The organism is Paenibacillus sp. BGI2013 (genome assembly GCF_002843485.1).
In the GTDB taxonomy this organism is placed as follows: domain Bacteria; phylum Bacillota; class Bacilli; order Paenibacillales; family Paenibacillaceae; genus Paenibacillus; species Paenibacillus amylolyticus.
The window spans coordinates 62,571-88,145 of sequence record NZ_PJFA01000002.1 but is presented as its reverse complement, the minus strand read 5'-3'; the positions used below and the strand labels follow the sequence as shown (position 1 = coordinate 88,145).

At 47.1% G+C, this 25,575-nt stretch carries 19 protein-coding genes; 5 read left to right on the top strand and 14 right to left on the bottom strand.

The genetic code is table 11. The features are described 5' to 3' along the window. Positions 1–250 precede the first annotated feature (250 nt). Positions 251–1,741, bottom strand: a complete 1,491-nt coding sequence (locus CXK86_RS04320; protein ID WP_076252148.1) for an aldehyde dehydrogenase family protein — start codon at positions 1,739–1,741, stop codon at positions 251–253. Between the two features lie 28 nt (positions 1,742–1,769). Continuing rightward, complete coding sequence (locus tag CXK86_RS04315) at positions 1,770–2,855, bottom strand: 5-methyltetrahydropteroyltriglutamate--homocysteine S-methyltransferase (protein WP_076252150.1); 1,086 nt, start codon at positions 2,853–2,855, stop codon at positions 1,770–1,772. Between the two features lie 274 nt (positions 2,856–3,129). On the opposite strand from CXK86_RS04315, the gene CXK86_RS04310 reads away from it, so the two are divergent. Then, complete coding sequence (locus tag CXK86_RS04310) at positions 3,130–5,154, top strand: right-handed parallel beta-helix repeat-containing protein (RefSeq protein WP_076252152.1); 2,025 nt, start codon at positions 3,130–3,132, stop codon at positions 5,152–5,154. 174 nt (positions 5,155–5,328) lie between these two features. On the opposite strand, the gene CXK86_RS04305 is transcribed toward CXK86_RS04310, so the two are convergent. Beyond that, positions 5,329–5,658 carry a hypothetical protein gene (locus CXK86_RS04305; RefSeq protein ID WP_076252154.1) on the bottom strand — a complete coding sequence of 110 codons (330 nt, stop codon included), beginning with the start codon at positions 5,656–5,658 and terminating at the stop codon, positions 5,329–5,331. A gap of 139 nt (positions 5,659–5,797) precedes the next feature. Between CXK86_RS04305 and CXK86_RS04300 the strand changes: the two genes are divergently transcribed. Continuing rightward, complete coding sequence (locus tag CXK86_RS04300; RefSeq protein ID WP_143781257.1) at positions 5,798–6,088, top strand: hypothetical protein; 291 nt, start codon at positions 5,798–5,800, stop codon at positions 6,086–6,088. Between the two features lie 133 nt (positions 6,089–6,221). Here the strand turns inward: CXK86_RS04300 and CXK86_RS04295 are convergent, their stop codons facing one another. The 5 genes from CXK86_RS04295 to CXK86_RS04275 form a co-directional block, all read right to left on the bottom strand. Next, complete coding sequence (locus tag CXK86_RS04295) at positions 6,222–7,970, bottom strand: InlB B-repeat-containing protein (RefSeq protein ID WP_076252158.1); 1,749 nt, start codon at positions 7,968–7,970, stop codon at positions 6,222–6,224. 154 nt (positions 7,971–8,124) lie between these two features. Then, complete coding sequence (locus CXK86_RS04290; RefSeq protein WP_076252160.1) at positions 8,125–11,514, bottom strand: S-layer homology domain-containing protein; 3,390 nt, start codon at positions 11,512–11,514, stop codon at positions 8,125–8,127. Positions 11,515–11,518: 4 nt separating this feature from the next. Continuing rightward, a complete protein-coding gene (locus CXK86_RS04285) occupies positions 11,519–13,249 on the bottom strand; it encodes an InlB B-repeat-containing protein (protein WP_256720063.1) in 1,731 nt (576 codons plus the stop codon). Between the two features lie 412 nt (positions 13,250–13,661). Then, positions 13,662–16,721: a sensor histidine kinase gene (locus CXK86_RS04280; RefSeq protein WP_076252254.1), complete on the bottom strand. Its 3,060-nt coding sequence runs from the start codon at positions 16,719–16,721 to the stop codon at positions 13,662–13,664. Then, on the bottom strand, positions 16,718–17,950 hold the full coding sequence (locus CXK86_RS04275) for a response regulator (protein WP_076252164.1): 1,233 nt from the start codon (positions 17,948–17,950) through the stop codon (positions 16,718–16,720). The genes CXK86_RS04280 and CXK86_RS04275 overlap by 4 nt, the downstream gene beginning before the upstream one ends. A gap of 298 nt (positions 17,951–18,248) precedes the next feature. Between CXK86_RS04275 and CXK86_RS32520 the strand changes: the two genes are divergently transcribed. Both CXK86_RS32520 and CXK86_RS32515 read left to right on the top strand, forming a co-directional pair. Further along, positions 18,249–18,383, top strand: coding sequence for a DUF2252 domain-containing protein (locus tag CXK86_RS32520; RefSeq protein WP_257467764.1), 135 nt, complete (start codon positions 18,249–18,251; stop codon positions 18,381–18,383). A gap of 14 nt (positions 18,384–18,397) precedes the next feature. Next, entirely contained in the window at positions 18,398–18,772 is a 375-nt protein-coding gene (locus tag CXK86_RS32515; protein ID WP_306821937.1) for a DUF2252 family protein, read from the top strand. A gap of 135 nt (positions 18,773–18,907) precedes the next feature. On the opposite strand, the gene rlmH is transcribed toward CXK86_RS32515, so the two are convergent. The 5 genes from rlmH to CXK86_RS04245 form a co-directional block, all read right to left on the bottom strand. Continuing rightward, positions 18,908–19,387 carry a 23S rRNA (pseudouridine(1915)-N(3))-methyltransferase RlmH gene (gene rlmH, locus CXK86_RS04265; protein WP_076252167.1) on the bottom strand — a complete coding sequence of 160 codons (480 nt, stop codon included), beginning with the start codon at positions 19,385–19,387 and terminating at the stop codon, positions 18,908–18,910. Positions 19,388–20,049: 662 nt separating this feature from the next. Then, positions 20,050–20,217, bottom strand: coding sequence for a CxxH/CxxC protein (locus CXK86_RS04260; protein WP_017691462.1), 168 nt, complete (start codon positions 20,215–20,217; stop codon positions 20,050–20,052). A 206-nt stretch (positions 20,218–20,423) separates the two neighbouring features. Continuing rightward, complete coding sequence (locus CXK86_RS04255) at positions 20,424–21,395, bottom strand: MBL fold metallo-hydrolase (protein WP_076252169.1); 972 nt, start codon at positions 21,393–21,395, stop codon at positions 20,424–20,426. Between the two features lie 374 nt (positions 21,396–21,769). Then, positions 21,770–22,294, bottom strand: a complete 525-nt coding sequence (locus CXK86_RS32510) for a hypothetical protein (protein WP_051449799.1) — start codon at positions 22,292–22,294, stop codon at positions 21,770–21,772. Positions 22,295–22,593: 299 nt separating this feature from the next. Then, positions 22,594–23,871 (bottom strand): S1C family serine protease, encoded by a 1,278-nt coding sequence (locus tag CXK86_RS04245; RefSeq protein WP_036611896.1) that lies wholly within the window; start codon positions 23,869–23,871, stop codon positions 22,594–22,596. A gap of 716 nt (positions 23,872–24,587) precedes the next feature. On the opposite strand from CXK86_RS04245, the gene CXK86_RS04240 reads away from it, so the two are divergent. Then, on the top strand, positions 24,588–24,800 hold the full coding sequence (locus CXK86_RS04240; RefSeq protein ID WP_036611899.1) for a hypothetical protein: 213 nt from the start codon (positions 24,588–24,590) through the stop codon (positions 24,798–24,800). On the opposite strand, the gene CXK86_RS04235 is transcribed toward CXK86_RS04240, so the two are convergent. After that, positions 24,769–25,575, bottom strand: a complete 807-nt coding sequence (locus tag CXK86_RS04235) for an MBL fold metallo-hydrolase (protein WP_036671861.1) — start codon at positions 25,573–25,575, stop codon at positions 24,769–24,771. The two genes, CXK86_RS04240 and CXK86_RS04235, sit on opposite strands and share 32 nt — an antisense overlap.

Sequence of the window (25,575 nt, the reverse complement as noted above, 5' to 3'; positions counted from 1 at the left end):
CCGTTCACCGTAAAATAGCTGAATATAAAGCCACTCCATCAATGGAGTGGCTTCTTTATTTTCTCAGCGTCACCTCCATCAGATGTGGGGTTATTTTTTCTCTAAAAAAGTCACCACTGTCAAACTGATCTGACAAAAAAACGCCCTGTCTACTGATTCTTAAAAATCAGTAAACAAAGCGCAAAGTTAGAGCCTACATTCAATTTCACATGTACATTCCTGTACGATGCGAAGTTGTGTACTATAAGATTTATTCTGGTATATAAGGAAGATCCAGTGTCTTTGGAACGTTGATGACATGTTTTTCTGTATACGTGCGGATGCCTTCGGCACCGTATTCACGGCCAATACCAGATTGCTTAACTCCACCGAAAGGGAACCGAACGTCGAGACCCTGCACAGCAGCTGTATTGATCATTGTCGTTCCAGCTTCGAGTTGACGTGCAACGGAGATGGCATCCTCTTCTTTCCCCCAGACAGAACTCGTCAATCCATATATGCTTTCATTGTGTAGATGAATAACCTGCTCTTCATCGTCAAATGGAAGAATCGGAACCGTAGGGCCAAACTGTTCCTCCACTACAATCGGATCATGAACATCGCAACCTAAGACAAGCGTAGGTTGTAGGTAGTAACCTTGGTCAAACAGCTTCTGATCAAGAATTTGCCCGAGAGGGATGACCTTAGCCCCACGCTTTTGCGCATCTTCAACCAAACCAAGCACATAATTTTTCTGCTTCAGGTTATTAACCGGACCTACCGTCGTATTTGAATCAAATGGATCACCAATTCGAATCCAGCGATTAGCCGCCTCTATATATTTTTCCACAAACTCATCATAAATAGAACGGTGTACATACACACGTTTGGCGATCATACAGATCTGGCCTGCTGTCAAGAAATTAGAAATGACAATCCGGCGCATTGCTCGCTCATCATGAACATCAAAGCTTTCCAAGAAGATAGCCGCATCATTACCACCAAGCTCAAGCGTCATATCCTTAATCGTTTCCGACGCAGCTTTAATGATATGCTTAGCTGTTGCGGTTCCACCTGTAAAAGCGATTTTAGTAACAAGAGGATTACTAGTCAGTTCAACGCCCACATCCGCATCACCATGAACGACATTGATTACCCCAGCCGGGAACTCACTCGCAATAATCTCTGCCACCTTCGCTGCCGCCAGTGGCGCATATGGGCTTGGTTTAAGCACAATTGTGTTGCCCGCAAGTAAGGCAGGAGCGATCTTAATCGTAGATAATGCAATGGGATAGTTCCATGGACTAATCGCTGCCACCACACCAATTGGATCATAGGAAAGAATAGTTTTACCATTCTCATGCTCTTTGATCTCTTCCTGTAGAGCCGATTTAGCTTCATTACAAGCAAACTCCATCCACATTAACGAAACATAAATTTCACCGTGTGCATCATACAGGGGCTTGCCATGCTCTCTAGACAGCAAATGAACAATTTCATTCTCAGCTGCTCTAATCTTCTCGATCGACTTGCGCATCATAATAATGCGTTCATCAATGGAGGTCTGCTTCCATGTTTTAAAAGCCCCTGCCGCCGCTTCAATCGCTTCAACCGCTTGTTCTTTCGTAGTGACAGGGAAATAGCCTACGATCTCAGTTGGGTTTGTCGGATTCTCTTTGGCTAACTGCGAAAGGGATTTTACATTTTGACCATTAATGAACGCTTCAACTATAATTGTCTCTTGGTCTGCTTGTATCGTCATTTTACATCCCCTCCGTTATTTAAATGGATTAATTCCAAACTTCTTCTGCAATTTCCTTCACATAACGAAGTTTACGCCATTGTTGTTCTTCCGTTAAAATATTGCCTTCTTCTGTAGACGAAAAGCCACATTGTGGGCTCAAACAAAGTTGCTCAAGTGGTACATAGGTTGCCGCCTCTGCAATCCGAGCTTTAATTTGTTCTTTATCCTCTAACTCGCCTGTTTTTGATGTGAGTAAACCAAGCACGATTTTCAAATCTTTTCGATTCACATATTTTAATGGCTCGAAACCACCTGAACGCTCATCATCAAATTCTAAGAATAATCCGTCTACGTTTAAGCCTCCAAAGATAACTTCAGAAGCGTAATCATAACCACCCGTTGAGAAATAATTCGATTTATAGTTACCACGACAAATATGCATCGTCACCACTAAATCCGCCGGTTTATGAGACAAGGATTCATTAATCATGCGCTGCATCGTTTTCAACTCTTCTGCCGGTTCCAGACCTTTGGCACGCAGCTTATCATGACCAGCTTCTGAGAATAGGTCTGCCCAAGCGGTATCATCTAATTGCAGGTATCGACATCCCGCATCATAGAAAGCTTGAATGGCTTTTTGATACGCCGCAATCGTATCCTGAAGAAATTGCTCCCGGTCCGTATAGATATTGGCGCCATTTTCCAACCGATATAGAAGCATGTTGGGACTTGGAATGGTCTGTTTCGCCACTGCATCACCTGCATGCTTTTTCAAAAACTCAAAATCCTTAACAAAAGGATGACTCGAGAAATCAACTTTACCAAAAACACGAATTCCACCCTTGCGAGTTTGCATATTATGGAATTGAGGCCCATCAATTTCCTCATACAACTCTACGCCATCCAAGCCGCCCAGAAAATCAAAATGCCACCAGCTTCTGCGGAACTCACCATCCGTAACTGCCAATACGCCATTTTCCTTTTGCTTTTCAATAATTCGAATAATCTCTTGATCTTCTACAGCTCTTAATTCTTCATATGTGATGTTGCCTGATTTATATTGTTCACGTGCCTGACTTAAGTTTGCAGGGCGTAGAAAGCTGCCTACATGATCATTACGAAATGGTATCATAAGAATTTCTCCTTCTAACTTTTTATTCTAATGAGTATAGCATGATGAAATGGAATGCTTGTTATATGAAAAAAGCATGGCTAGTCATAGCTTTTAACAATAGCTAAATTCTCAAAAAGCAAAAAAATCACAACCTCATAGGGTACTAGATATGGTTTACCTCATATCAGTATACCTTTAGCCCGACACCTGACTTCCTATCTCTCCCAATACATTTATTTTCTAGTATAATAACGAGATACAACAAACATTTTTAAATAGAAGGAGAGTTGTTATGGAATATCATGTATCCAACCATGGGAATGATCAAGGAAAAGGAACAGCAGATCAACCCCTTCGTACCATATCACGCGCTGCGGCTCATGCCATGGCTGGTGATACCGTTATTGTTCATGCGGGAGTATACAGGGAATGGGTTAACCCGGCGAATGGAGGAACAGCGGAGCATCGAATCGTATATCGATCCGCAGGAGACGGGGAAGTTGTGATTACAGGAGCTGAGCGGATTACCAACTGGAAGTCTGAAGGAGACCATGTTTGGAGCACAGAAGTGCTCAACTCTATCTTTTCCGTTCGTAATCCCTTTGAGGTGGAGCTCAGTGGAGACTGGTTGTTTGACGGGCCTTTCCCGGTTCATCTCGGCGATGTCTATCTGGATGGCAAATCATTATATGAGTGCAATAGTGTTGAAAGCGTTCACAATCCTGAAGTTTGGCCCGAAGCCAAGTATCCCAAGGATTCATTGTTAAAATGGTATGCCGAGGTTGGTTCTACGACAACCAAAATCTGGGCCAACTTTGGTGGAAAAGACCCTCGTACGGAAAATGTAGAAATTAATGTACGTCCTTATTGCTTCTGGCCTGAGAAACCGGGAATTAACTACATCACCGTAAGCGGTTTTACTCTTCGTCAGGCCTCCCCCCAATGGGCACCGCCTACCGACTACCAGGAAGGTTTGATTGGACCTCACTGGAGCAAGGGTTGGATTATTGAAAACAATATCATCAGTGAATCCAAATGCGTTGGTATTAGCCTGGGTACCGAAATCGGTACAGGTCACAGCAAGTCTTTGGAGAAGCATAGTAAAGGCGGTACTCAACGGGAGCAGGAGGTTATTTTACGAGCATTACGCTCCGGCTGGCATAAGGATAACATCGGCAGTCACATTGTTCGAGGTAATGTAATTCATGATTGTGAACAGGCAGGTATTGTGGGTCATATGGGAGCAGCCTTCAGCCACATTTATCAGAACCGCATTTATAATATTCACCACAAACGACTCAGACATGGTGCCGAAGTTGCGGGAATTAAGCTTCATGCTTCACTGGATACTCAAATTAGCGAAAATATAATGTATAGCTGTTACCGTGCGCTTTGGCTGGACTGGCAGGCACAGGGCACTCGCATCAGCCGTAATGTATTTTTTGACAGTCTTTCGGAGGACCTCTTCGTTGAGGTTTGCCATGGTCCATATATGGTCGATCACAATCTATTTCTCTCTCCGATGAATTTCAGAAATATGGCTCAGGGCGGGGCATTTGCTCATAATTTGTTTGCAGGCCGATTTGTCGTTCGTTCCGAAATTACTCGTATTACGCCATATCACTTCCCTCACGAGACGGCCATGGCCGGATACTCTAATATCACTGGGGGCGATGACAGGTACTACAACAATATCTTCTTGGGTGATAACGATGCGAATAAAGAACCTGTTCCTATTACCTTCTTTGAACATCTTCCCCTTAAACCAAGGGATGAAGTTGGAGAGGACGGGAAGACGGTCATGGACGGGGTTCCGGATAATTCCATATGTTATCTGCATGCTGTTGGACTTGGCGGCTACGATCAACATCCTAATGTGAAAGATAAGAAATGGTGGGAATACACCAAAGAGGAGCTTCTTGAGCTTGGCGATGCCGCGAAGGATTTCTTTATAGGCAATGCCGTTCTTCCGGTGGCTATGGGTGGCAATGCATTTCTCAACGATGCGGTTCCAAGTCGTCACGAATCGGATGCGAAGATAGTTGCACAGAAGGGCGTAAAAATTGAGATGGATCCTGCACTAGGCAAAGTGCACATTCAGATCCATGATCCCGAATTGCTTCGGGGAATCTCTGCAATGTTAGTTACCACGGATCTGCTTGGAAAGACTTATCACGCCAACATGAAGTTTGAGGAGCCGGACAGTAGTCCATATCATTTGGACTCCGATTTCTTCGGATCAAAGAGACCCGATGCAGATGTCACACCTGGTCCCTTTGAATTAACCAAAAAGGGTACGATTGATTTTGAAATTTAGTTTATGATTGAGGGTCCAGTCATTTCAGGTGATTGGATCAAAATATAAAGACAAAGCCACTCCGTACATGGAGTGGTTTCTTTGCATAGAACTTCTCTATTATAGAATATTAGTTCTTTGTATCCCAAGCAGTATGGTTTCCCCAATCAGACCATAATGACTTTAATCCTTTAACTAGCCACTCTCCACAAAAGCTATTGTTCCTTCGTGTGAAACATAAATAATCCAGTCCATTTTGTGTGAAGTCCAAAACCCCTCACCACCTGAAAGCTCGCCATTGCAGCCATAATAAGGATACAGATTGGAAACCTGTATATTAAAAGTCTCACCTGTTTCTAGAAATTCAATCACCTGCTCAACTTCATGGTGCGTAAGCAAAGTAATAATATCATTTAGCTTTTCTTCACTCTCTATATATTCGGAATCAAAAGATATCAGGTCTTCTCTACTGCAATCGAATAATGGATACCAGTAAGGTTGTCTTATATCCCACACTCGTTCCATATCTTTTCTCGAATTGCTAGAAACCTCTTCTGAAATGATTGCTTTTTTGCAAGAGCCCCCCTCCTTCCTGCTACTTCTGAATGGCTTCTCTAAGATCATAACGAAAATTGAACCAGAGAAACAGAGAGAATTACTACATTTGATCATCAGTAAAATAACAGTGAATACTGACAACCAATCCAGCAAAAAGAAGCATCAAGGAAAAGGCCGATTTTGTGATTGTCGATTGTTATATAAAGTAGAACGGCAGGAGTTGAGAATGACGGCACAGGAGGAAGCTCGAAATAAAGAGCAGATAGAAAAACAAAATGAAAAACTCATTAATGAACAAAGTGGGCATCAAGTCAAGCATCACATGGAGCAGACCCAAAGAGCATCTCACTTCAAGCTGGCAGTGGCCTGTTATTTACATTCAGCAGACTTCTGCTGATGTCCCAGTTCATTTATTATACAAATCTCGATGTCCCTATCGCTATGTCTTCAGTATAAAAGAATAGCTCCACGCAAAGCCATTAGGCTTTACATGGAGCTATTTTCACTTCATCAGCGACAACTAATATGCCTCATCTTTTTCCCGTTACAAAGGCAAGAATCGCCTTAACGTCAGCCTCGTCCACAACTCCATCATTATTGAAATCGGCTGCTGCCAGTTGATCCGCGGTCAAGGTGATCGCACCCTTCAGATACTTCGCCAGCAGCTGAGCGTCCGCTGCCGATACTCCATTAGAGCCATCCAGATCTCCCTTAACAATCTGGGCATAATTAGCTGTAAACGTGACCGCCCCAGTGATAACTGTCGCCTTCAACTGGTCGCTACTTAGCTTCGTCACACCACCATCACTGCTCCAGCCCGTAAACCGATAGCCAGGGTCAGGAGTAACGGTTGGTACAGCCTCTGGCTTCATCCCCACCTCGACATCCTCGCTCGTTGCACTGATCATTCCGTGGTCACCAGATTTGTAGCTTACTTTCGCCTTCACGATAAGGATGGAAAGGGTAGCTGTACTCGAGATGAATTGTGCCCCGGAGGCATCGGTAATGACGACACGATACAGGTAGCCGTCCATATTCTTTGACGCTGGATTAACTGTCAAACTGCTGCTTGTTGCTCCATTCACATCCGTGAAGCTGTTGCCTGTGCCTGTCGTATCCACCTGCCACTGATAGGCAAGGCTGTCTCCCATGGCAGATACAGAGAAGGTAGCCGCTTCATCAATATTTACTTGCGTATTTTCTGGCTGCTTAGTAATGCTTGTGTCGGTTATTAACTGGTACAGTCCTTTATTACCACCGACAAGCAACTTCCCGTTACCATATTCCATAGCACCAAATGTAGTGGAAATAACGCTACTGTCTGCTGCCGCTACGGGTGTCCAGGTTATTCCACTATTGGATGACAGGAGCACGGTTCCGTCAGAGCGTAGCACGTACACATTATTGTCTTCGTCAACAGCTACAGCGCGGTAATTGCTGCCTGTGGGCAATAATCTGGTTACTGTAGTGCCTACGAGCTTCCATACACCGTTACTACCAGCAATATAAGTTGTCCCTCCAGCTTGAGCAAGGTCGTTCAAGTCCAGATCCGAAGAATCCACTTGAATGGTATTCCAGGAAGCCCCTCCGTTAGTCGAGTAATAAATATTTTTTCTAAGATCTCCTAAAATGAATCGACTGTTAACCTGATCATATACAGCATTTACAATGCGCACACCACTGAAATTAGTGCTGGTCCATGCCTTCTCTTCTATATTTCCAGTGGATGAGGTTTGTCGATAAATGACATTGGTATTGCCAGCTCCCATTACAATATTACTTCCGTCGGTAACAATAGGCCCAAGCAAGAATTGCCCCGTAGGAAAGGCTGATGGAGTCCAGCTATTGCTGGCATTGGATGTATTATTCATGTAGCCCAAAAAAGAAGTAGTAGTATTAGAGAAATCAGGAAACATCATCATAGATACGTTATATCCCGTCGCAAAGACTCTATCTCCAATAAAGGAGAGGTAGTCCAGATTAAAAGTTGTGCTTGAACTGAAGGTATCCGAGCCAATGATTTTGGTCCATGTCTGCAGGTCCGTGGATTGGTGTGCGATGTTGTGGCCACCAGTCAACTGTGACTTGTAGTAAAAGGTATCGTTGTTGTAATAGAGCTTCATAGGAACACCTATGTTATCCTTGAGCAGCTTGTATTTATACTGCGGAGGTGTAGCTGAACCATTGGCCTGGACCTCGTCCTTAGGGAGTAACAAGCTGCCCAACAAGGTGGAGATCAGTGCTAGGCATAAAGTGACCTTTCCTGCTTTTTTAAGCATAAGCTGTTCTTTCTCCTCTCGAAAATATGAAAATGTGTACTAGGCCAAATATCCTCCGAAAGGTAACCTATTTTTCGCTAGCCTGCATGCCCGCTTAAGGAGTACCTGCCTAGGATATATAAATACAACAGGGGGCATTTGCCCCCTAAACTAATTAAATCAGGCCGGATTGCTGCAGAAGTCTTTGGATAATTGCCGCTACCTCCGCGCGAGTCATATGCTGCTTGGGTGCCAGCTCGGCAACGCCTCTACCGGATACGATACCTGCTTGTACGCTGTCTGCCACACTACTGTGTGCCCATGTTGATACGGCTGCTGCATCCTTGAATGAACCCAGCACTGTAGCTGTGGATGTCGAGGTACCAGATTGCTTGTCCTGCAGTCCAGTCAGCTTCATTGCTTTGGCAATCATGACCATGGCCTGCTCACGTGTAATCTTGTCGTTCGGACGGAATGTACCATCCTCATATCCGCCAATCAGCTCATATGCCTGTGCTGTGCTGACGGCCTGGCTATACCAGTCTCCTTGCTTCACATCAGAGAAGGCTGTTCTTCCTTGCTCTGAGGCGAGTCCCAATCCCCGCACCAGGATAGCTGCAAATTCTGCACGGGTAATGTCCCGATCCGGGCTAAACTGCCCATCGCCAGTGCCTTCAATAATCATCCGTGAACCCATATCATTCACAGCACCCTTCGACCAATGTGAAGCCACATCGCTGAACTCTGTCGGGTGCCATACTACGGAGTAGATGCTGTTGGTCAGACTGTTAATCTGTGCATAGTACGTTCCGCCGTTATTCACTACCTTCGTTGGTACATGTCGCACGCTTCCGTCTGGTGCAACAATGACACCTGTCGTGATCTTGTTCGGATCAACGTTAGCTGGAAGCACGATGCTCCGCTCTACGTAAGCATTGAATTTTGATACCTCAACAACAGAATCCCCATACACAGCTTTCACCGTAAATTCTAGTGGCGGTACGGCGAGTGTGAATGAACCTTGTGCAGAGGCATCTTCAACGACCTTCAGCATATTCGCTGTCACCGCAGCAATTTCAATACGTACCTTGATATTTTCCAGTGAGATGGAATTGCCTAGCCTGTCTGCAATCGCGTTGATCTGGATCTGGCTTGCAGGAAGTGTGTATGTCGCTTGAGCCGTCTTGAGCTCGACCACTGCCTGCTTGCTTTCCATACTCTTGACCATTTGTCCATTCAATTCACCAATAATTATATCCGACTCTGTGCTGACCGGAATTGTAATGACTGCTCCTTGACCTTCTGTTGCAAGTCTCTGCTCCAGCTTCTGTGGATCGACCTGAATCGTCGTCACCTTTTGCCCATTGCGCTCTTCAGAGACAACTGTACCTGCTTGCTCAGCCTTGCCATTAACCAGAATCTCCACGCCGTTAGAGGCTGGGGGTGTCGCTGGTGTTGATGGCGTACTGCCACCACCTGTACCGCTACCTGTGCTTCCATTTCCGATGCCACTATTGTCGTCGTTACTGGAAGAGCTTCTTGGGACCACGGCATTGGATGCAGCAGAGGGTTCACTTGCCCCGACTGCATTCACCGCCTTCACCGTGAATGTATAGCTAGTGCCGTTGCTCAAGCCCGTCATGACGATTGGACTTGCTGTTCCTGTCACAGTCTGTCCGCCTGGCTCAGCAGTAATCTCGTAGTGGGTAATCGGGCTACCGCCGTCACTTGTCGGTGCTGTGAAGCGGACTGTCGCCTGTCTATTTCCTACAGTTGCTGTTACGTTCGTTGGAGGTGCCGATACCGTAGGAGGCGTTGGTGTGTCAGTTCCTGGAGCACCTCCGTTACTTGGGGTTGCGCCCGCCTGAATCGAAGCAACGCTTATGCCGTGAGTATTGCCTGCTTTTACCGTGAAGTAATAAGCTTGGCCGTTACTCAGATTCCGGACTGTGTAGGTTGAGTCTGTTACACTTGCGATCTCCTGATTACTGTATGCCCATGGCTCTGTTGCCATATAGATGTTATAGTATGTTGCTCCCGTAACGGTATTCCAGCTGAGATCTACCAGCTGATCTCCTTCAACTGCAGTAAGAATTTGGGGAGCTGCAGGTGCTTCTGAGTCACCTGGGAATCCTGGAATTGGAATGATCGGCAGTACCACTAACGTCGCTGTACCTTGCTTGCTGGAGTCTGCTGTGGAAGTAGCCGTGACGGTGTACAATCCTGGTGTGGTATCCGTCGCAACATCAACCTTGCCTGTATCATCAATAGTTACTTTGTCATTCATACTGGTTATGGACCAAGTTACGGTCGTAGCGGCGCCTTCTGAAGCGTCCACTGTAGCATGGAACTGCTGACTGCCTCCTGGCAGTACGCCAATCGTAGTGGGACTGACGCTTACACTGTTAACAGCCAGAATGTCGCTGACCGTTATTTTACCAGCCTTCAGCGTCTTCTCCATTTCAGCCACGGAAGCATCTGTTACCGTAAAATGGTCCAAGCTTGACGTCTGCACCGTCAAAGGCTTGTCCCCGGTTGCTGCCTCATTCTTGATCAGGAAGCTTACAGTGAACAGCTTGTCTCCAACAACAATCGGCGAATCTCCACCGTCACTGTCTGCCCAGGCTGTCTTGAGCCAGCCTGCTGTATTATCATAATTGGAATCGAAGTAGTCGCCCGCTTCACCTTCAATGCTCATCACTTCCAATGCATCAGCATCAAAGTCGATCTGCAGACTGTAGGATCCGATTCCATAGTTGGAACCACTTGCCATTACTGGAACTTTTACCGTTTCCCCCGGCATTCCTGCTACACTACCAATACCAACCGTTGCAGTGTGGCGCAGCCAGTTGGCATAGAGAGTCGTATTTGCCGTAACTCCTGCTGAGGAGAAATCCCAAGCAGTTGTCCCTGCCGCATCGGTGTACCAGCCAGTGAAGCTGTAGCCTGCTCTGATCGGAGCAGGTGGCTCGCTGATGGTGGTTCCGCTGCTTACACCCGTGATGCTCGTTACTGCGCTACCACCTTGCGTGTCAAATGCTACTGTATATTGCGCTGCTGAGACTGTGATCGTGCCATCAAACGCGTAGGATGGATCTGCTGGGTCATCACCTTCATAAAGCGCATGATTGGTAACAGTTACCTTCACCTCACCAGGCAGCACATTTTCCTTAATCTTGAACCTCAATGTCGCAATTTTGCTTTTTTCCATGATAGCTACGACATCATCTGTTGGAGAATCGAGATTAATGATTCCTTGGCTTAAATTGAAAGAGTAGGAATTATCAATTACATCAAGCTCATTAACCAATGTCACCAATTCGAGTGAACTGGTGTCATACTGGAGCGAGATGTTAAATTTATGAATAAGGAATTCAGGATCAACATATACCGCCATACTTACTATATCTCCAGGCTTGCCCTCCGCATCGGCCACTTCAACCGCAGGCAGTGCAGTATCGGCTTGAATCGCAGGAGTGATGGACAATACAAGACAAATCACCAGCAATATCGACGTCCATCTTCTCCATCCAGTCAGTTGCTTCCTCGTGTCAAAAAATTTCATGTGCTCAACCCTTTCCTGTAATAATCGCCAGAATCGCCTTGACATCCTTATCATCCACAACGCCATCACCATTGACGTCTGCTGCTTCCAGTTCCTCAGGTGTCAATTGAATGTTGCCCTTCAGATACTTTGTCAGCATCAGGGCGTCCGCAGCCGTCACGATGCCGTCGCCGCTGGTATCACCTTTGATAATCTGGGTGTAGTAAGCTGTGTAAGTGATCCCTTGGGTGATAACAGTTGTCTTCAACTCGTCGGTTCTCAGCTTCGTTACACCCCCATCGCTGCTCCAGCCTGTGAACCGATAACCGCTGTTCGGAGTGACGTTGGGTACTGCCGCTGGATGACCGCCTTTCACGATTGTCTCGTTCGTCGCACTGATCGTCCCATGCTCGCCTGGCGCATAATCGACTGTTACGTTCAGTGAGGCCCATTTCGCATATAGGAGTACATTGGAATTACGGATCGTAAAGGTGTCTCCGGCCTTATAATCCGTTCCGCTACCATCCGCCGCCGTATTCCAGCCGCAAAAGGCATAGCCAGGATTCTCCAGATTCCCCGTATTACCCGCTGTCGTCACAGTAGCCTGATTATCATACAGGTTACTGTCTGTAGGCACATTACCGGCGGTTGCGCCATTGCTGTTATAAGACACGGTGTAAGCTTCACCCAGCTTCATGACCGTCATCTTCTGACCATATACACTGTCCTGAAAAGCAATGTGAGGAGTGCCATGGTCTACCGCAAGCCAGGTATCGTTAATTAAACCTTCGGAAAACTCAGCATTGCCCACCGTTTGCCATACGCCGTCTGTGCCGTATTTCATCACAGTAGCCTTTGCAGAGGAACCATTGCGGAAGCCTACATAGGGTGTACCGTCTTCATCGATCGTCAGACTCGTATTATAGGCCCCATTTGTTGAGAAGCCCTCTGTACCTACAGGTGTCCAGCCATTTTGCTCGCTATACGTAACGACGGTTGCCTTATTGCTGTGGGAACGATCTCCGAATGCGAGGTAAGGCTGACCATCATAGACGTCAAATGCGGAGAAATAATTCAGGTTGTTATTAAAAATGTCATCCCCGAGGCTAGTCCAGTTGCTTCCTTCTGTATACTTCATGACGGCAGCTCTATAACCATTGTAGTTATACTGGTAGGTCAGATAGAGGACGCCGTTATCCATCTTGAGCTGTATATCTGAAGGACTGCTTGAGGTGTAAATAATGTTGCCTATGAATTTCCAATTGTCATCTGTAGAATCCAGACTCATGACAAATACCTTGCGATTGTTCGTAAAAGCAATATAAGGTGTACCGTCCTGGTCTAGAGTCAGTCCAGCATTATAGCCCATTGGCGGCAGTGAATCCGGATTGCCGACAGGTACCCAGCCTTCGCCCTCCATATACTTCATGACCATTGGCTTACCCTCATGCGCCATATCGGGATAGACGATATAAGGAGCGCCATTCCGAACTTCAATCGGGGTAGTGTAGTAGGTCTGTTGGTTGAGCCCTGTGTTGTCGAGTGTCCTCCAGCCATCTGTGCTGGAATACGTCATCACACGCAGCTGGCCATTTTGATTCTGAAAGGTCACATAGGGCGTACCATCCTCCACCGCCAGTCGGTGATATTGCATATATCCATCTGAGATGCCAGGGTTGCCTACGGTTGTCCATTTCTCGGGCGCCGCATAGGCGCGGTTCACTTCCCATGTCTGGAATGGAGGGATGTACCCCATTGACAGCATACATGCAATTAGAATGAAACAAACCCTTCTTGCAGTCAGCATTCCTCTGTTCATCGTTCTGTTCATTCCTTTCTTTGGTTGATTCATAGCGTCTATTTCTTGATCCCTCCTGACAGCACAAATCTGCCGCTCTCACAACTATTATTACTTTTGTCCCACTTCTTTTAGCCTAGTATAGAAGATCACACCTTAAAAAAACCTTAAAAATCGACATAACTCTACAGCACTTCTCTCCTACTGACACGCTTATATTCACAGTTAGATGAATCATTGAATGAACAATGACGATAACCAGCCAGAATATTTCTGAAAAAAACAAAAAACAGGCCCTATCATCATGGATAGGAGCCTGTCATGTGAGCCGTTGCTTGCGTCAACACCCGCGTCAATACTCATCAGCCGTTTACATCGCCACCGACGAGGCAGGGATGCGCACAGTTACCTTCGTTCCGTGCCCCAGAGTGCTCTCCAGTCGCAGTGATATGCCATATTCATAGGTTAGCCGCTTATTGATATTCAGTAAGCCCACCCCTTGCGATTCATCCGTCACAGTACGATCGAGCAGTGTCTGCAGTCGCTCCAGTGGTATACCAACACCATCGTCAGCCACAACAAATTGCCAATATCCATCCGACTCACTCACTGTTAAAGTAACCAGGCCTCCTTCAAGGCGATCACCAATGCCATGACGAATGGCATTCTCTACTAACGGTTGCAACAGCAGTGGGGGAATACGCAAGTCCAACGCACCTGCCGCAATATCTGATTCGAAGCGAATCCGATCGCGAAAACGTGCTTGCTCAATATCGACATACGTACGTATGAGCTTGAACTCCTCCTCAAAAGCGATTCTTTCGTCCGTATTGCTGAATCGAAAGCTGCCGCGCAAGTAATCAGCCAGATCGACAATCATTCCCCGTGCCCGTTCAATATTCGTATAACTTGATGCGACAATACTATTCAACACGTTGAACAGAAAATGCGGCTTGATCTGGGATTGGAGGAAAGCTATCTCCATTTGGATCGCACGTCCAAGGGACTCCTTCATCGCCAGCAGGCTTCCGATACGAGCTTTCAGCTCCTCCATATCGAACGGTTTGGGCAAATAATCGTTCGCCCCTGCCTGGAAGGCGGCTACCTTGTGCTGTGGCTGGATGGTAGCCGTTACCATCAGAATCGGCAGCTCCAGCAGCGAGTACCGTGTTCGCAGTTCCTGACACACCTCATAGCCTGACATTCCTGGCATCATCAGATCCATAATGACCAGATCAACCTTGTCTGCTCGCTGAAGCTGTTGGAGCACCTCATACCCGTTTTTCACTGCGATTACCCGATAGTCAAGCCCCTGAAGTGCGTCAATGAGGACCTTCAGATTCTCGTACTGATCGTCAGCGATGAGTACCGTGTGCTTGCCCGCGTGATTCGAATAATAAGGCGTAGCAAATGAATACTGCATTTGCTTGGGATCGACCTCGGCGACTGGAGGAAGTGTAATTGCTGGGTTGCCTTGATCGGCGACAGGAAGCGTAATCGTGAATGTCGAGCCAACTTCAGGCGTAGAGAAGACCGTAAGCGTACCACTCTGCAGTTGTACCAATTGTCTTGCGATGGACAGTCCTAATCCGAAGCCGCCTGGCTGCGTTCCATGAAGCGATTTGAACGGATCGAAGATTAACGCCAGATCCTCCGGCTCAATGCCCCTTCCTGAATCCTGCACTGAAATTTCTAGCTGATCACCTTGTAGCCTTCCCGTTACCACAATTCTTCCATGCTCGGTATGCTTGATGGCATTATCCAGTAAATTACCGATGACTTGACTCAGACGGCCCTCATCAGCCAGTGCAAAAGGTAAATGTGCTGGGACGTGGTTCACGAGCTGAAGCTGCCGTTCGACAGCCAGATAAGAGTAGAAGCGCACTTGCATCTCGACTACAGCACGAATATCAATTGGCGCCGCAGTAATCTGAAGCTTGCCCTGTCGCAGCTTGGACAGATCCAGAATGTCATACACCAGTTGCGACAGTCTCTTGGTCATGTCTGTCATCAGTTGCAGCTTCTCCCGCTGCTCTGCCGTTGGCGGATGTACGGTATCACTCAGCATCGAGCGTGAAATATTCATGACCACATGCAGCGGTGTCTTGAATTCATGTGAGGTACGGGCCAGGAAATCATCCTTTACCTTGTCCGCCTGCAGTAGCTCCTCTGAGAGCTCCTCAATTTTACGGAAGGCGTTCGAGAAGTGGACTGACATCAGCAAGGCCAGCATCAGCAACATCAGAAAGGGCTCGATCGGCGCCATTTCAAAAATCCGTACTCCATAGTAAATGTTCATATTCTGCTTCAGCGCTTGTACATTCGAGGCCATGGCTGCTACAGCTAGATAGAGGCTGCCTGCGACTCTATGGAGTGCGGCCAATACGAATACATAGGTAGCATACAACAATGAAAAGGTGGTATAGAATGTTGACATTTCTCGAAATGGAGACAACGAAATTCTGGCACCAAACAGAACATGCAACACAAGCAATATCACCCCGAAGATCAAGGCGCCGCGAACGAACCATTTGGAGCAATAAGGCCGGAAGGCGGAATAGACATAGAAGAAAAATCCAATCCCCACAACTGCCGCTGACACCATCTGAATACGGTAATACAACCAGAAGGGCAGCAGTCCGACCACATCGAACAACACCCGCTCACCATTCACGCTAGTGAATATGGCGAAACACATACAGACGATACCAACTACAGCAATGGAAAAGTCCTTTTTGCGCTGAGAGAATGAGCCGAGAAAATATAAGCCCATCATCAAAAAGGCTGTTATGGTAATCCAATCATGAATGATGGCCTGATTATACAGATCTGATATTTGCGTAGCTGTGCCTAGAAAGACAGATTCATTGATTCCGCTGCTTGCGCGAAAATCATAGTTGGCCACCTGAATCAGAAGCTCATTCGAGCCAGGCTGAAGTGTGAAATAGCTTGTATGTGGCTTATTCAAGGCTACATAATCCGGTTGTTTGCCTGGATTCCCGCTGGAGCCAACCACCTGGCCATTTACCATTATTCGATTCGATACCTGAATAGATGATGTTTTGAGTCCATATACCGTACTGGCAGCCACGTGATCCATTTCAATCCGTAGTCTATAGGTCACCATACCCTTCGTAGGTATCAGCTGCGACCATGATCCCGGTACCTGAATCATTGCTGCTGTTAATTCTTCCCCCGCAGTAGTAGGGATCAAGTCTTGCTGAGTGAACAGCTTGTCAGGGTACAGCTCCCATTCACCATCCAGCGGTAGCACTCCGTTCTCCGCGAACCCCCAGGAGGTCAGATCCAGCACTCCGCTCGTTGCGACGGGGATCTGTTCTTTGGGCATAGACACATAGGTCAGGAAAATCCCGTAGGCAGCAATCAGCAGAAATATGGTAATACATGCAGCGGTAGCTTGTTTTTTCATCGGTTGTTCCACTCAGCCTTTTCCCTCGTCTGCTGAATCAGCAGCACGGTCTTCGCCTCCAGCTCAGCTCCCAACTGAAGACACACCGCTTGCTCCAACTGGGAGCCTACGCGATGGGCCTCAGATCGATTGCCCATGTTCAGATGCAGTCTGATCAGCTCACGTCCGTCCTGTTCAGAATCCGGAATTAGCTTCAATATGCGCTGCATACTATCTACAGCCAAACTGGCGTTGTCCTGCTTGTGGAAATACGCATACCATACTCTAAGCGCACGAATATAGGCCCCTCTAACATCCAGCTGCCTGGACTCCGCCCATCTAAAGTCACAAGCGTCCATATAATCACCCTTGTACATTTGATTCATTTGGTCATAAAGCTCGGCATCCATCTCTATAGTAGTTACACTCCTAGTCAGGTGGTCTGACTGGGTGCTCAGCGATTTGATTTGGCTTACCAATTGCTTGAACTCGGCGACATCGAGTATCATTCCATCCCATTCAGCCACAAAGCCCTGATGAACCTTGTTTATACGAATCGGAATATGATGATCTGTCAGGGTCTTGCGTAAATAAGACAGGCATGTATACAGATACGTCTTTGCCTTATTCAGGTCATAGCCTGGCCAGATGGCTTCCAGAATAGCCGCCGTGCTTAAGGATTCCCCTGCAACGTGAATCAATAAAGCGCACAGCTCCTTTTCCTTCTTCGTCTTCCAGGACAACACTCTGCCTCTGTTACCCGGCAGCCTGATCTGGAATCCACCCAGACATTGAATGGCAGCAGACGAATTCTCAACATGTCCAGCTTGGGATGGGTTGGTGGACGAGGGGCTAAGCGAAGAATGGGACATGGAATGCTGAACACGAGTAACAGCATTCTGCAATCGGTCTGGTGTAAAGGGCTTCAGCAGATAGTCAATCGACTGAATCTCAAATGCCTCCACGGCATACTCTGCATGAGCTGTCGTGAAGATGATCGGCATCTGTGGGATCATTTGTCTAATCGCTCGTGCTACCTCCATCCCGTTCATGCCTGGCATTCGGTTATCCAGAAACACGGCATCAATAGGGCTTTCTCTTCCGTTGCTCTGAAGTGTCCGTATTACCTCAATAGCCTCGACAGGGTTCATATATCGCCCGATCACCTGCACATTCCCGAGCTGTCCCAGCAATATTTCAAGCAAATCGAGTGCATCTTCTTCATCATCAATCAGCATCACACGAATCATCAGGGTGTTCTCCTTAGCAGATAAAGTAATTCATAATATGAAAGAGTGTAACCTGCTTGGCTGATCACGTCTACAAAATCAAGCATAAAATTCCAGCCACAATCCGCAGGAGCCTGTATTCTCCTCTCTTGGATTGTGGCCCTGATGTGCACTATGATAAGAGGCATAATTCAGGTTCTTATATACAGGGGAGCATCTTGATGGTAAAGCCAGTCATTGTCGACAATGACATTAGCACACGTACCAAGCTGCGCCGGATACGCTCATCTCGGTGCTGGAAGAGTTCGATGAGAGGTTTATGAAGCTGGATCAGAAGGAGCTTGCTGAGAATTACCGGAAAATAATGCAAACGTCGTTCTCCTTCTTCCGGGGAAGTGCCTATCTGTTCTATTATGATGCTACACGTCATTATTTCTCTATCACACATCGGTAGAACAGCCGACATGGATTCAGGGCGATCTGCACTTTGAAAATTTCGGGGCATTCTGTGATGAATCGGGCCAGATTGTGTATGATGTGAATGATTTTGATGAAGGCTGCTTCGGCTCCTATCTGTATGATGTACTGCGGATGTCGGCAACCATTGCGCTAGGCCGCCGTCATCTTGGCTACGACCAGGAGCGCCAACTCGCCATGCTGGAGCACTATACGATGGCCTATTACAAGCAGATTCGTCGCTATGCCAAACACAAGGCGGACCCTGACAAATTCGTGATGGACAAGCAACACGCCAAGGGCTTGATCCGTAAGCTGGAGAGGCGTCAGCAAGGACACTTTCTGGAGAAGGTGACAAACCGACCGGGTGTCCCTGGAGAACAGTGAGCTGGTCGTGCCCACACCAGAGGAACAGGAGCAGTTGGAGAGTGCTTGGCCGAGGTATCTCTCCACACTTCGCTCTTCCATGGAGGAGACGGGGTACTATCGGATCAAAGATGTTGACATCAAGCAAATTTCGCCCTACTTGTGGTACGGTTCATTCCGATTTATCTTCACCGCGCGATAAATCTGCTCCACCAGCACCAGCCGCATTAACTGATGCGGCAGGGTCATGCGCCCGAAGCTCAAGCGCTGCTTCGCGCGGCGCAATACCTCATCGGAGAGCCCATGGCTTCCTCCGATGACAAACACGACATGGCTCGTCCCATACGTGCCGAGCTTGTCGATCTCCAATGCCAGCTCCTCGGAACTCCAGAGCTGGCCATCCAGTGCGAGCGCGACCACGTGCGCCTCGCTCTTCACATGCGCGAGGATGCGTTCGCCCTCGCGCTCTTTTACCGCCCGAACCTCAGCTTCGCTCAGGGTATCGGGCGCCTTTTCGTCTGCGACCTCGATCATCTGAAATTTGATGTACGGGGCGAGCCGCTTGGCATATTCCTGAATGCCCAGCGTGAGATATTTTTCCTTCAATTTGCCTACGCCAATAATCTGAATAAACATGAAAATCCATTCCTCCTAAATTGTCTTGCGAGATTTCCTATAAGTAAGATGCTTCATCGCATCGTTCGTTCCATCTGTAGTATACCTTTACTACATATTTCTCCAATTCTAACGAACCTCACACACCTTATTCAGCCCCATTTCGGCTACTTTAAAATCTAACGAATCTGAAACACACTATCTCAGTCAAAACAAGCGTTCCCCACCACTTTCGAGGCCTTTTCAGTAACATAAAGTGTCTACGATTCGTTAGATTTCAACCAGGCGGTATTTGCCACGAATAAGATCCGTCAGGTTCTTTAGAGTTACTCCGCTCCGCCACACCCACGTCACTACCCACATCGCTGTTACCCAACGGCACTTTCCCCCATGCCTCAGCGGCTTCCATTTCTATTACCTACAACTTGCACCTTTACTACAACCTAGCTCACTCCCAACTCGGCACCTACCTACCTTAATCTTCTCTTACTCTCGGCCTACTCCCACGTTAACCCCTACAGCTCCACGCTGCCTAACAACCACCACCAATTCCCCACACAAAGCCAAAAAGAGCGCTCATCACGCTCTCCTTGGCTTCTTGCTGTGATGTTCATACCGGATGGAAAGTCAGCCCGAAGCGCCACCTTAAGTCACGCCTCCAGCCATCTAAGTCCTACAGTACGCTAAACGACGAGGAATTCCGCGTGCTGTTCGCACTCGGCGCATTTAGCAGGCGGGTCCCAGTCGGCAAATTCCGTCTCCTTCAGATCAACGATATCTGGAGCGTCCTCATACTCATCGACAAACATGTCGATGGCAATGTCCACGTGTTCTTTGCATACAACGTACATCCGTTAAGCATCCTTTCTGTAACCAGCTATGTTCCCGATTCACAACCGCGTACCCCATTACAGGATAGCCACTTCTCAGTTCTATCACACCTGCCGCCGAAAAGAAACCCCTACACGCCTAATGACAGCAAAAACATCCCTCCCACTTAACAGGATAAGGATGTTCGCCCTTTACTTATAGCGTTTCTAGAATTCCATCGTTATACTTAAGGCCAAGAAATTTCGCCTTTAATTACCTGAGCGCTCGTATCCAGATCGCCTGTATTCGTAAAGTCCGGATATGCTTTTTTCATGGCTGCAATCAGTTCTTTAGAATCTTTGGCTGTCTCTGCCTCTGCTTCAAATTTAGCAATATAATCACGAGTGAATGTAACACTCGATATATCCCCGGCACTGGTACCCAGGTAATGACCTGGAATCACTCGCTCTGGATTCAATGCAATAATTTGGTCTAGCAATTGGCGCCAGTAGTCACGGCTCTCTGGCGTTTGGTTATCTGCGATCCAGACGTGCGAATTTTCATAGACAGGAACGCCACCCAGAACAGTTTTAATGGAAGGAATCCACAGGAACGTATGGGACGGATCGGAACCATCTAGACCGATAATCTCTACGGTTTCTCCATCTACGGTCAATTGAGCACCCTCAAGGACGTTCGGAACAATCTGTGCAGTTGGTGCATTTTCTTTCAAAATCGGATTCCAATATTCATTCTTCACTTGAATTGTTTCCTTGATTCCTTCCACCGTTGCTGGAGTCGCAACGATTTTTGCATCAGGGAACGCCTCACGGATCACCGATAGACCGAAGTAGTAGTCCGGGTCCTTGTGGCTGATATATACGATGGTCAGTTTTTTACCCTTTTCTTTAATCATTTTGACCAATTTCTCGGCATCATTCTTTTGGAACTGCGCATCAACGAGCACGATTTCAGTTGGACCTTCAATCAGGTTTGATGAAACGCCAAAAATGCTGTTTTCCCCAGGATTATAGGTAGTCACTTTCAGCTCCACCGCTGGTGTGTTTGTTTCCTCGCTCTTTGTATTTTCAGCACTAGCAGCATTGGATGAAGAGTCTTCCGCATTTTCGGTTTTACTTGCTGTACCCGCACAAGCACTCAGAATTAACATGAAACATAGAACGAGCATAATGCCCATTGATGATTTTTTCGTAAACATTTAATTGATCTCCCTCTCTTTATGTCGCCGCCGTTTATTCATAACAATGTATCCAGCAGCCAATTCCGTTGATTTTTTAAACCATCCTATAGTCTGGTTGTACAATTGCTTAGACTAAATCCCCCTTTAAATCACTATATGTAACTACTACAGTTACAACTTATATAATGTGATTATTATAGTTACAACTAACTGCGACTGTCAAGATATTTATTCAAAAAATCTACTTCTAATAACTTTTCCGCTACTCACAGACTTTATCAAAACAACAAAAAAACCAACCAGAATTTTCTGATTGGCCCCCATTTAACTTCCCCTAACCCTGTAATACGCTTTATTCCAAAGATTCATACTCTTCATGTCCAATACTAATTTTACTTCAATCCCGACTGCGCTTTCGTCAACAGCTTGCCACCTTGAAAAGCAATAACAGCATTGGCACCATTGCCGGCTGTGCCTTTATAGTTGTAAACCACCATATTCTCCGCTTCACTCAGCGCTTCACCTTCGCCGCCGAGGATCTCGATGACATCTCCCACCGACATGCCAACCTCAAGCTTCTCATACTGGGCAAAGGTAATCAGCACCCCATCGCCTTTCCCAGCCGATCCGTTGTTTCCCGATGTTACAGGCGTTTGACCACCAGCCTCACCTACCGCAATCACACTTGTACTCAACTCATTCAACTTGGTCTCAAGTGCTGCGATCTTTTGCTCCTGCTCAACGCTCTTGGCTCCCTGCTCCACCAGTTTCTTCTCAAGCCCTGCAATCTTCTCTTGCAGAGCACTTGTATCTACAGATGCTCCTGTCGTAGCTACCTCAGATCCACAGGCCGACAGCACAAACAGCGACAGCGCCAAGCTCGTTCCCCCAAGCATCTTTTTCTTCAAATGTTTCATCAAAAATACCCCTTCCATTCTGAAATAAAATCAGATCGACAAACAGATGTTATTGCATCAGCGACCGTCTCCAACATATTGACAACAGTTTACCACAGCCCTAGTCTTATGTATCTGCTCCTTTGGCTCCGGGTCTAACTGATCATGAGAATATAAAAATGGTTGATCTACTCATTTACTGTCGAACGAGCACATCCACCCATAACAACTAAAAAAGAGTGGTCAGTTGATCTGATCACTCTTCTAGCATTCCCTATTTCAATCCACGCAACAGTATGGGCTCGCTCGTTGATCTTCCCTTACTCCGGTTTATCCGTCAGCTTAACTGATACTTTCTCCGCTTTGCCATCCCGGTAGAAGGTCACTTCAATGGTATCTCCAATCTTCTTCTCATCGTACAGATACTTCCGCAGATCCAGCGTGGAGGTAATTTTTTGCCCGTCAAATTCCGTAATGACATCATTCAGCTTCATACCTGCTTCGGATGCCGGACCGGATGCTTCCAGCACAACCACACCGCTGTCCACATGAGATGGCAGCTTCAGATCCTTACGCTGCTCGTCATCCAGTGGTGCATAAGGGTTGCTCAGATCGACCGTGTACACGCCCAGGTATGGACGAGATACTTTGCCGTTCAGTAGCAGGGAATCTACCGTTTTCATCACTTCGTTCATCGGAATCGCGAAGCCAAGACCTTCAACGCCCGTATCCGAGATTTTCATCGTGTTGATGCCGACCACTTTGCCGTTCAAATCGACCAAAGCACCGCCGCTATTACCTTCATTAATCGCCGCATCCGTCTGGATCACGTTTTGCTCCCAGTCGTACACTCCGTCCTGATTAATCGATACAGGTAGAATACGATCCGTGTAACTGACAATACCGGATGTCAGCGTACCGCCCAGACCGAGCGGATTCCCGATCGCCAGCACCGTTTGACCGCGCTGAAGTTTGCTGGAATCGCCAATCTCCGCGACTGCTCCCAGCCCTTTATCTTCTGCGGATAATACAGCAATGTCACTTACACGGTCTTTACCGACCAGCTTCGCTTTATGTGTCTCCCCATCTACGGTCACAATCTCCAGATCACTCGCACCCTCCACGACGTGGTGGTTGGTCATAATGTAGGCCTTGCCATCTTCCTTCTTGAAAATGACCCCTGAGCCCAGCGCCGAATCTTCCATCGATAGACTGCTACCCGTTTTATGGTTCACAATGCTCACCACGGAAGGACGAACATGGGCTGCTGCCTGGATAATCCGGTCGTATGGATCAGCTGCCTGCGCTGTCTGTGCACCGCCTCCACCACCATTACCTGTAGCATTAGCCAGCGGTAACGAAGCAGGCTGTGTGATGAAGCTAAACAGCATGACGGTCACGATGGAGCTGATCACCGAGCTAATCACAGCTACCTTCACTGTGGAACTGATTCCCGTACGCGATCTGCGCGGATTGCTCCAGCGGTCACGTCCACGTGCTCTGCCTCCAGGGCGTATGATCTGAAGTTTGCCTTTCTGTTCAGGTTCGGCGCGTCTTGATACTTTGGTTGAATAAAAATCGTCTCCAAACAATCCCATCGTGATCCTCTCCCCTTCGTTGTCACGCATCAAGACCCTGACTGCCGCCTAAGTTGTCGCATGGTTCAACGATGGAGTTCTCACATACACCACTCCGCCAACAGACGAACCTTCCGATCGCTGTTACTCACAAATTTTTTTGATCCCCTCTTCCAAGGTAAAAATTTGTTCCTAAAGGCGAACACTCTGTTTCTTCAGGTTTCTTCTGTCGTCTTCGTTACGTGAAGACTCCAACGGTTTCCCATGCTTTTTTGCAATTTTAAAAAATGGTCTTGCATATCGCCGCATCCCGGCATCAAATCAAGATACAGCGTCTATGTACAACAGAACGGACACGCCATTCTGTCAGTGACTCTATCAATCATGCTCTCGCATTCTATGACATGCCATTTCACACGCAAAACAGCAAAAATCACAATGCTCCTCATATACTAAACACGTCAAATCACAAAAAGTTGCATATTTACGAAAATTAAAGCAAATTTCCGCTATAACGCGCTTAACAATAAAGGTCCATAGTATCTATCACCACAAAATCCGGTCCGCTAAGCGCCATTTTGGCAAATTTGAAGAACTTTTTCACCCTTGCATAGTCACAGGTTCAGCATACACGTCTCATCACACAAATGTTAGCGGCAAAAAGAGGAATGTTTTCCATCAAGCCTGACTACAATAATAGTAAAAGACAATTCGAAGCTTCATAGAGGAGGATATATATGGATCGCACACGTACACTCACAGCCATGGATGAAGTTCATATGGCGGCCAAGCTGGCCGATCTCAAGGAAGAACACTATCGAAATACCCTTGCACTCAGCACCATCATTGAACTACTTATTGATAAAGGCATCCTAACCCGCGAGGAAGTCGAGCGCAAAGCCGCCGAACTGGACAGCTTTATGGCTCACCCACCCTATCCCATGGCGTAGGACGGTCGTAATACGTATCACAGAGTTTGAACTCATGGTCCCGATAAAAGCATCCACGGCTCTCCATCGCGTCGCGCACCGACATTTTTGCCAAGTCCATCATATTATGATCTCGGCTAAGATGTGCCAAATACGTGCGCTTGATGCGTCCGTTCATCAGTTCACTAAGCGCTGCACCTGCCGCTTCGTTCGACAAATGCCCAATGTCGCTCAAAATCCGGCGCTTGGTGTTCCATGGATAACGCCCCATACGCAGCAATTCGACATCATGATTCGCCTCCAGCACCAGCACGTCAGAATCAGAGATGGCATCGCGAACCTTGTCGCTCATGTACCCGAGATCCGTTGCAACAGACAGCTTCTCCGTACCATCATCGAACGTATAACCTACCGGCTCAGCCGCATCATGCGAGATCCCGAAGGATTCCACGCGCAGTGAACCAAAATCATGCTTTTCACCCGTCTCAAATACCCTCCGGTTTTCCTCTGGAATCGCCCCAACCGACTTCTCCAGTGCCGCCCACGTATTCAGATTCGCGTAGATTGGTAAATTATATTTCCGAGACATCGCGCCTAGTCCTTTAATGTGATCGGAATGTTCATGTGTAACCAGAATCCCGTCCAATTCTGCCCCAGAAATCTCCCTTTCCTGAAACAGTGCATCCAATCGCTTCGCACTAAGACCCGCGTCAATCATGAGAGAGGTACCCCCATGTTGTATGACTGTGGCATTACCTGTCGAACCGCTGGATAACACGGTAAAATATATCCCCAT

Coding starts and splice junctions, on each gene's coding strand:
- CXK86_RS04320 (WP_076252148.1), bottom strand. CDS start 1,741: ATGACGATACAAGCAGACCAAGAGACAATTATAGTTGAAGCGTTCATT.
- CXK86_RS04315 (WP_076252150.1), bottom strand. CDS start 2,855: ATGATACCATTTCGTAATGATCATGTAGGCAGCTTTCTACGCCCTGCA.
- CXK86_RS04310 (WP_076252152.1), top strand. CDS start 3,130: ATGGAATATCATGTATCCAACCATGGGAATGATCAAGGAAAAGGAACA.
- CXK86_RS04305 (WP_076252154.1), bottom strand. CDS start 5,658: ATGGAACGAGTGTGGGATATAAGACAACCTTACTGGTATCCATTATTC.
- CXK86_RS04295 (WP_076252158.1), bottom strand. CDS start 7,970: ATGCTTAAAAAAGCAGGAAAGGTCACTTTATGCCTAGCACTGATCTCC.
- CXK86_RS04290 (WP_076252160.1), bottom strand. CDS start 11,514: ATGAAATTTTTTGACACGAGGAAGCAACTGACTGGATGGAGAAGATGG.
- CXK86_RS04285 (WP_256720063.1), bottom strand. CDS start 13,249: ATGGGGTACATCCCTCCATTCCAGACATGGGAAGTGAACCGCGCCTAT.
- CXK86_RS04280 (WP_076252254.1), bottom strand. CDS start 16,721: ATGAAAAAACAAGCTACCGCTGCATGTATTACCATATTTCTGCTGATT.
- CXK86_RS04275 (WP_076252164.1), bottom strand. CDS start 17,950: ATGATTCGTGTGATGCTGATTGATGATGAAGAAGATGCACTCGATTTG.
- CXK86_RS32520 (WP_257467764.1), top strand. CDS start 18,249: ATGAAGCTGGATCAGAAGGAGCTTGCTGAGAATTACCGGAAAATAATG.
- rlmH (WP_076252167.1), bottom strand. CDS start 19,387: ATGTTTATTCAGATTATTGGCGTAGGCAAATTGAAGGAAAAATATCTC.
- CXK86_RS04260 (WP_017691462.1), bottom strand. CDS start 20,217: ATGTACGTTGTATGCAAAGAACACGTGGACATTGCCATCGACATGTTT.
- CXK86_RS04255 (WP_076252169.1), bottom strand. CDS start 21,395: ATGTTTACGAAAAAATCATCAATGGGCATTATGCTCGTTCTATGTTTC.
- CXK86_RS32510 (WP_051449799.1), bottom strand. CDS start 22,294: ATGAAACATTTGAAGAAAAAGATGCTTGGGGGAACGAGCTTGGCGCTG.
- CXK86_RS04245 (WP_036611896.1), bottom strand. CDS start 23,871: ATGGGATTGTTTGGAGACGATTTTTATTCAACCAAAGTATCAAGACGC.
- CXK86_RS04240 (WP_036611899.1), top strand. CDS start 24,588: ATGGATCGCACACGTACACTCACAGCCATGGATGAAGTTCATATGGCG.
- CXK86_RS04235 (WP_036671861.1), bottom strand. CDS start 25,575: ATGGGGATATATTTTACCGTGTTATCCAGCGGTTCGACAGGTAATGCC.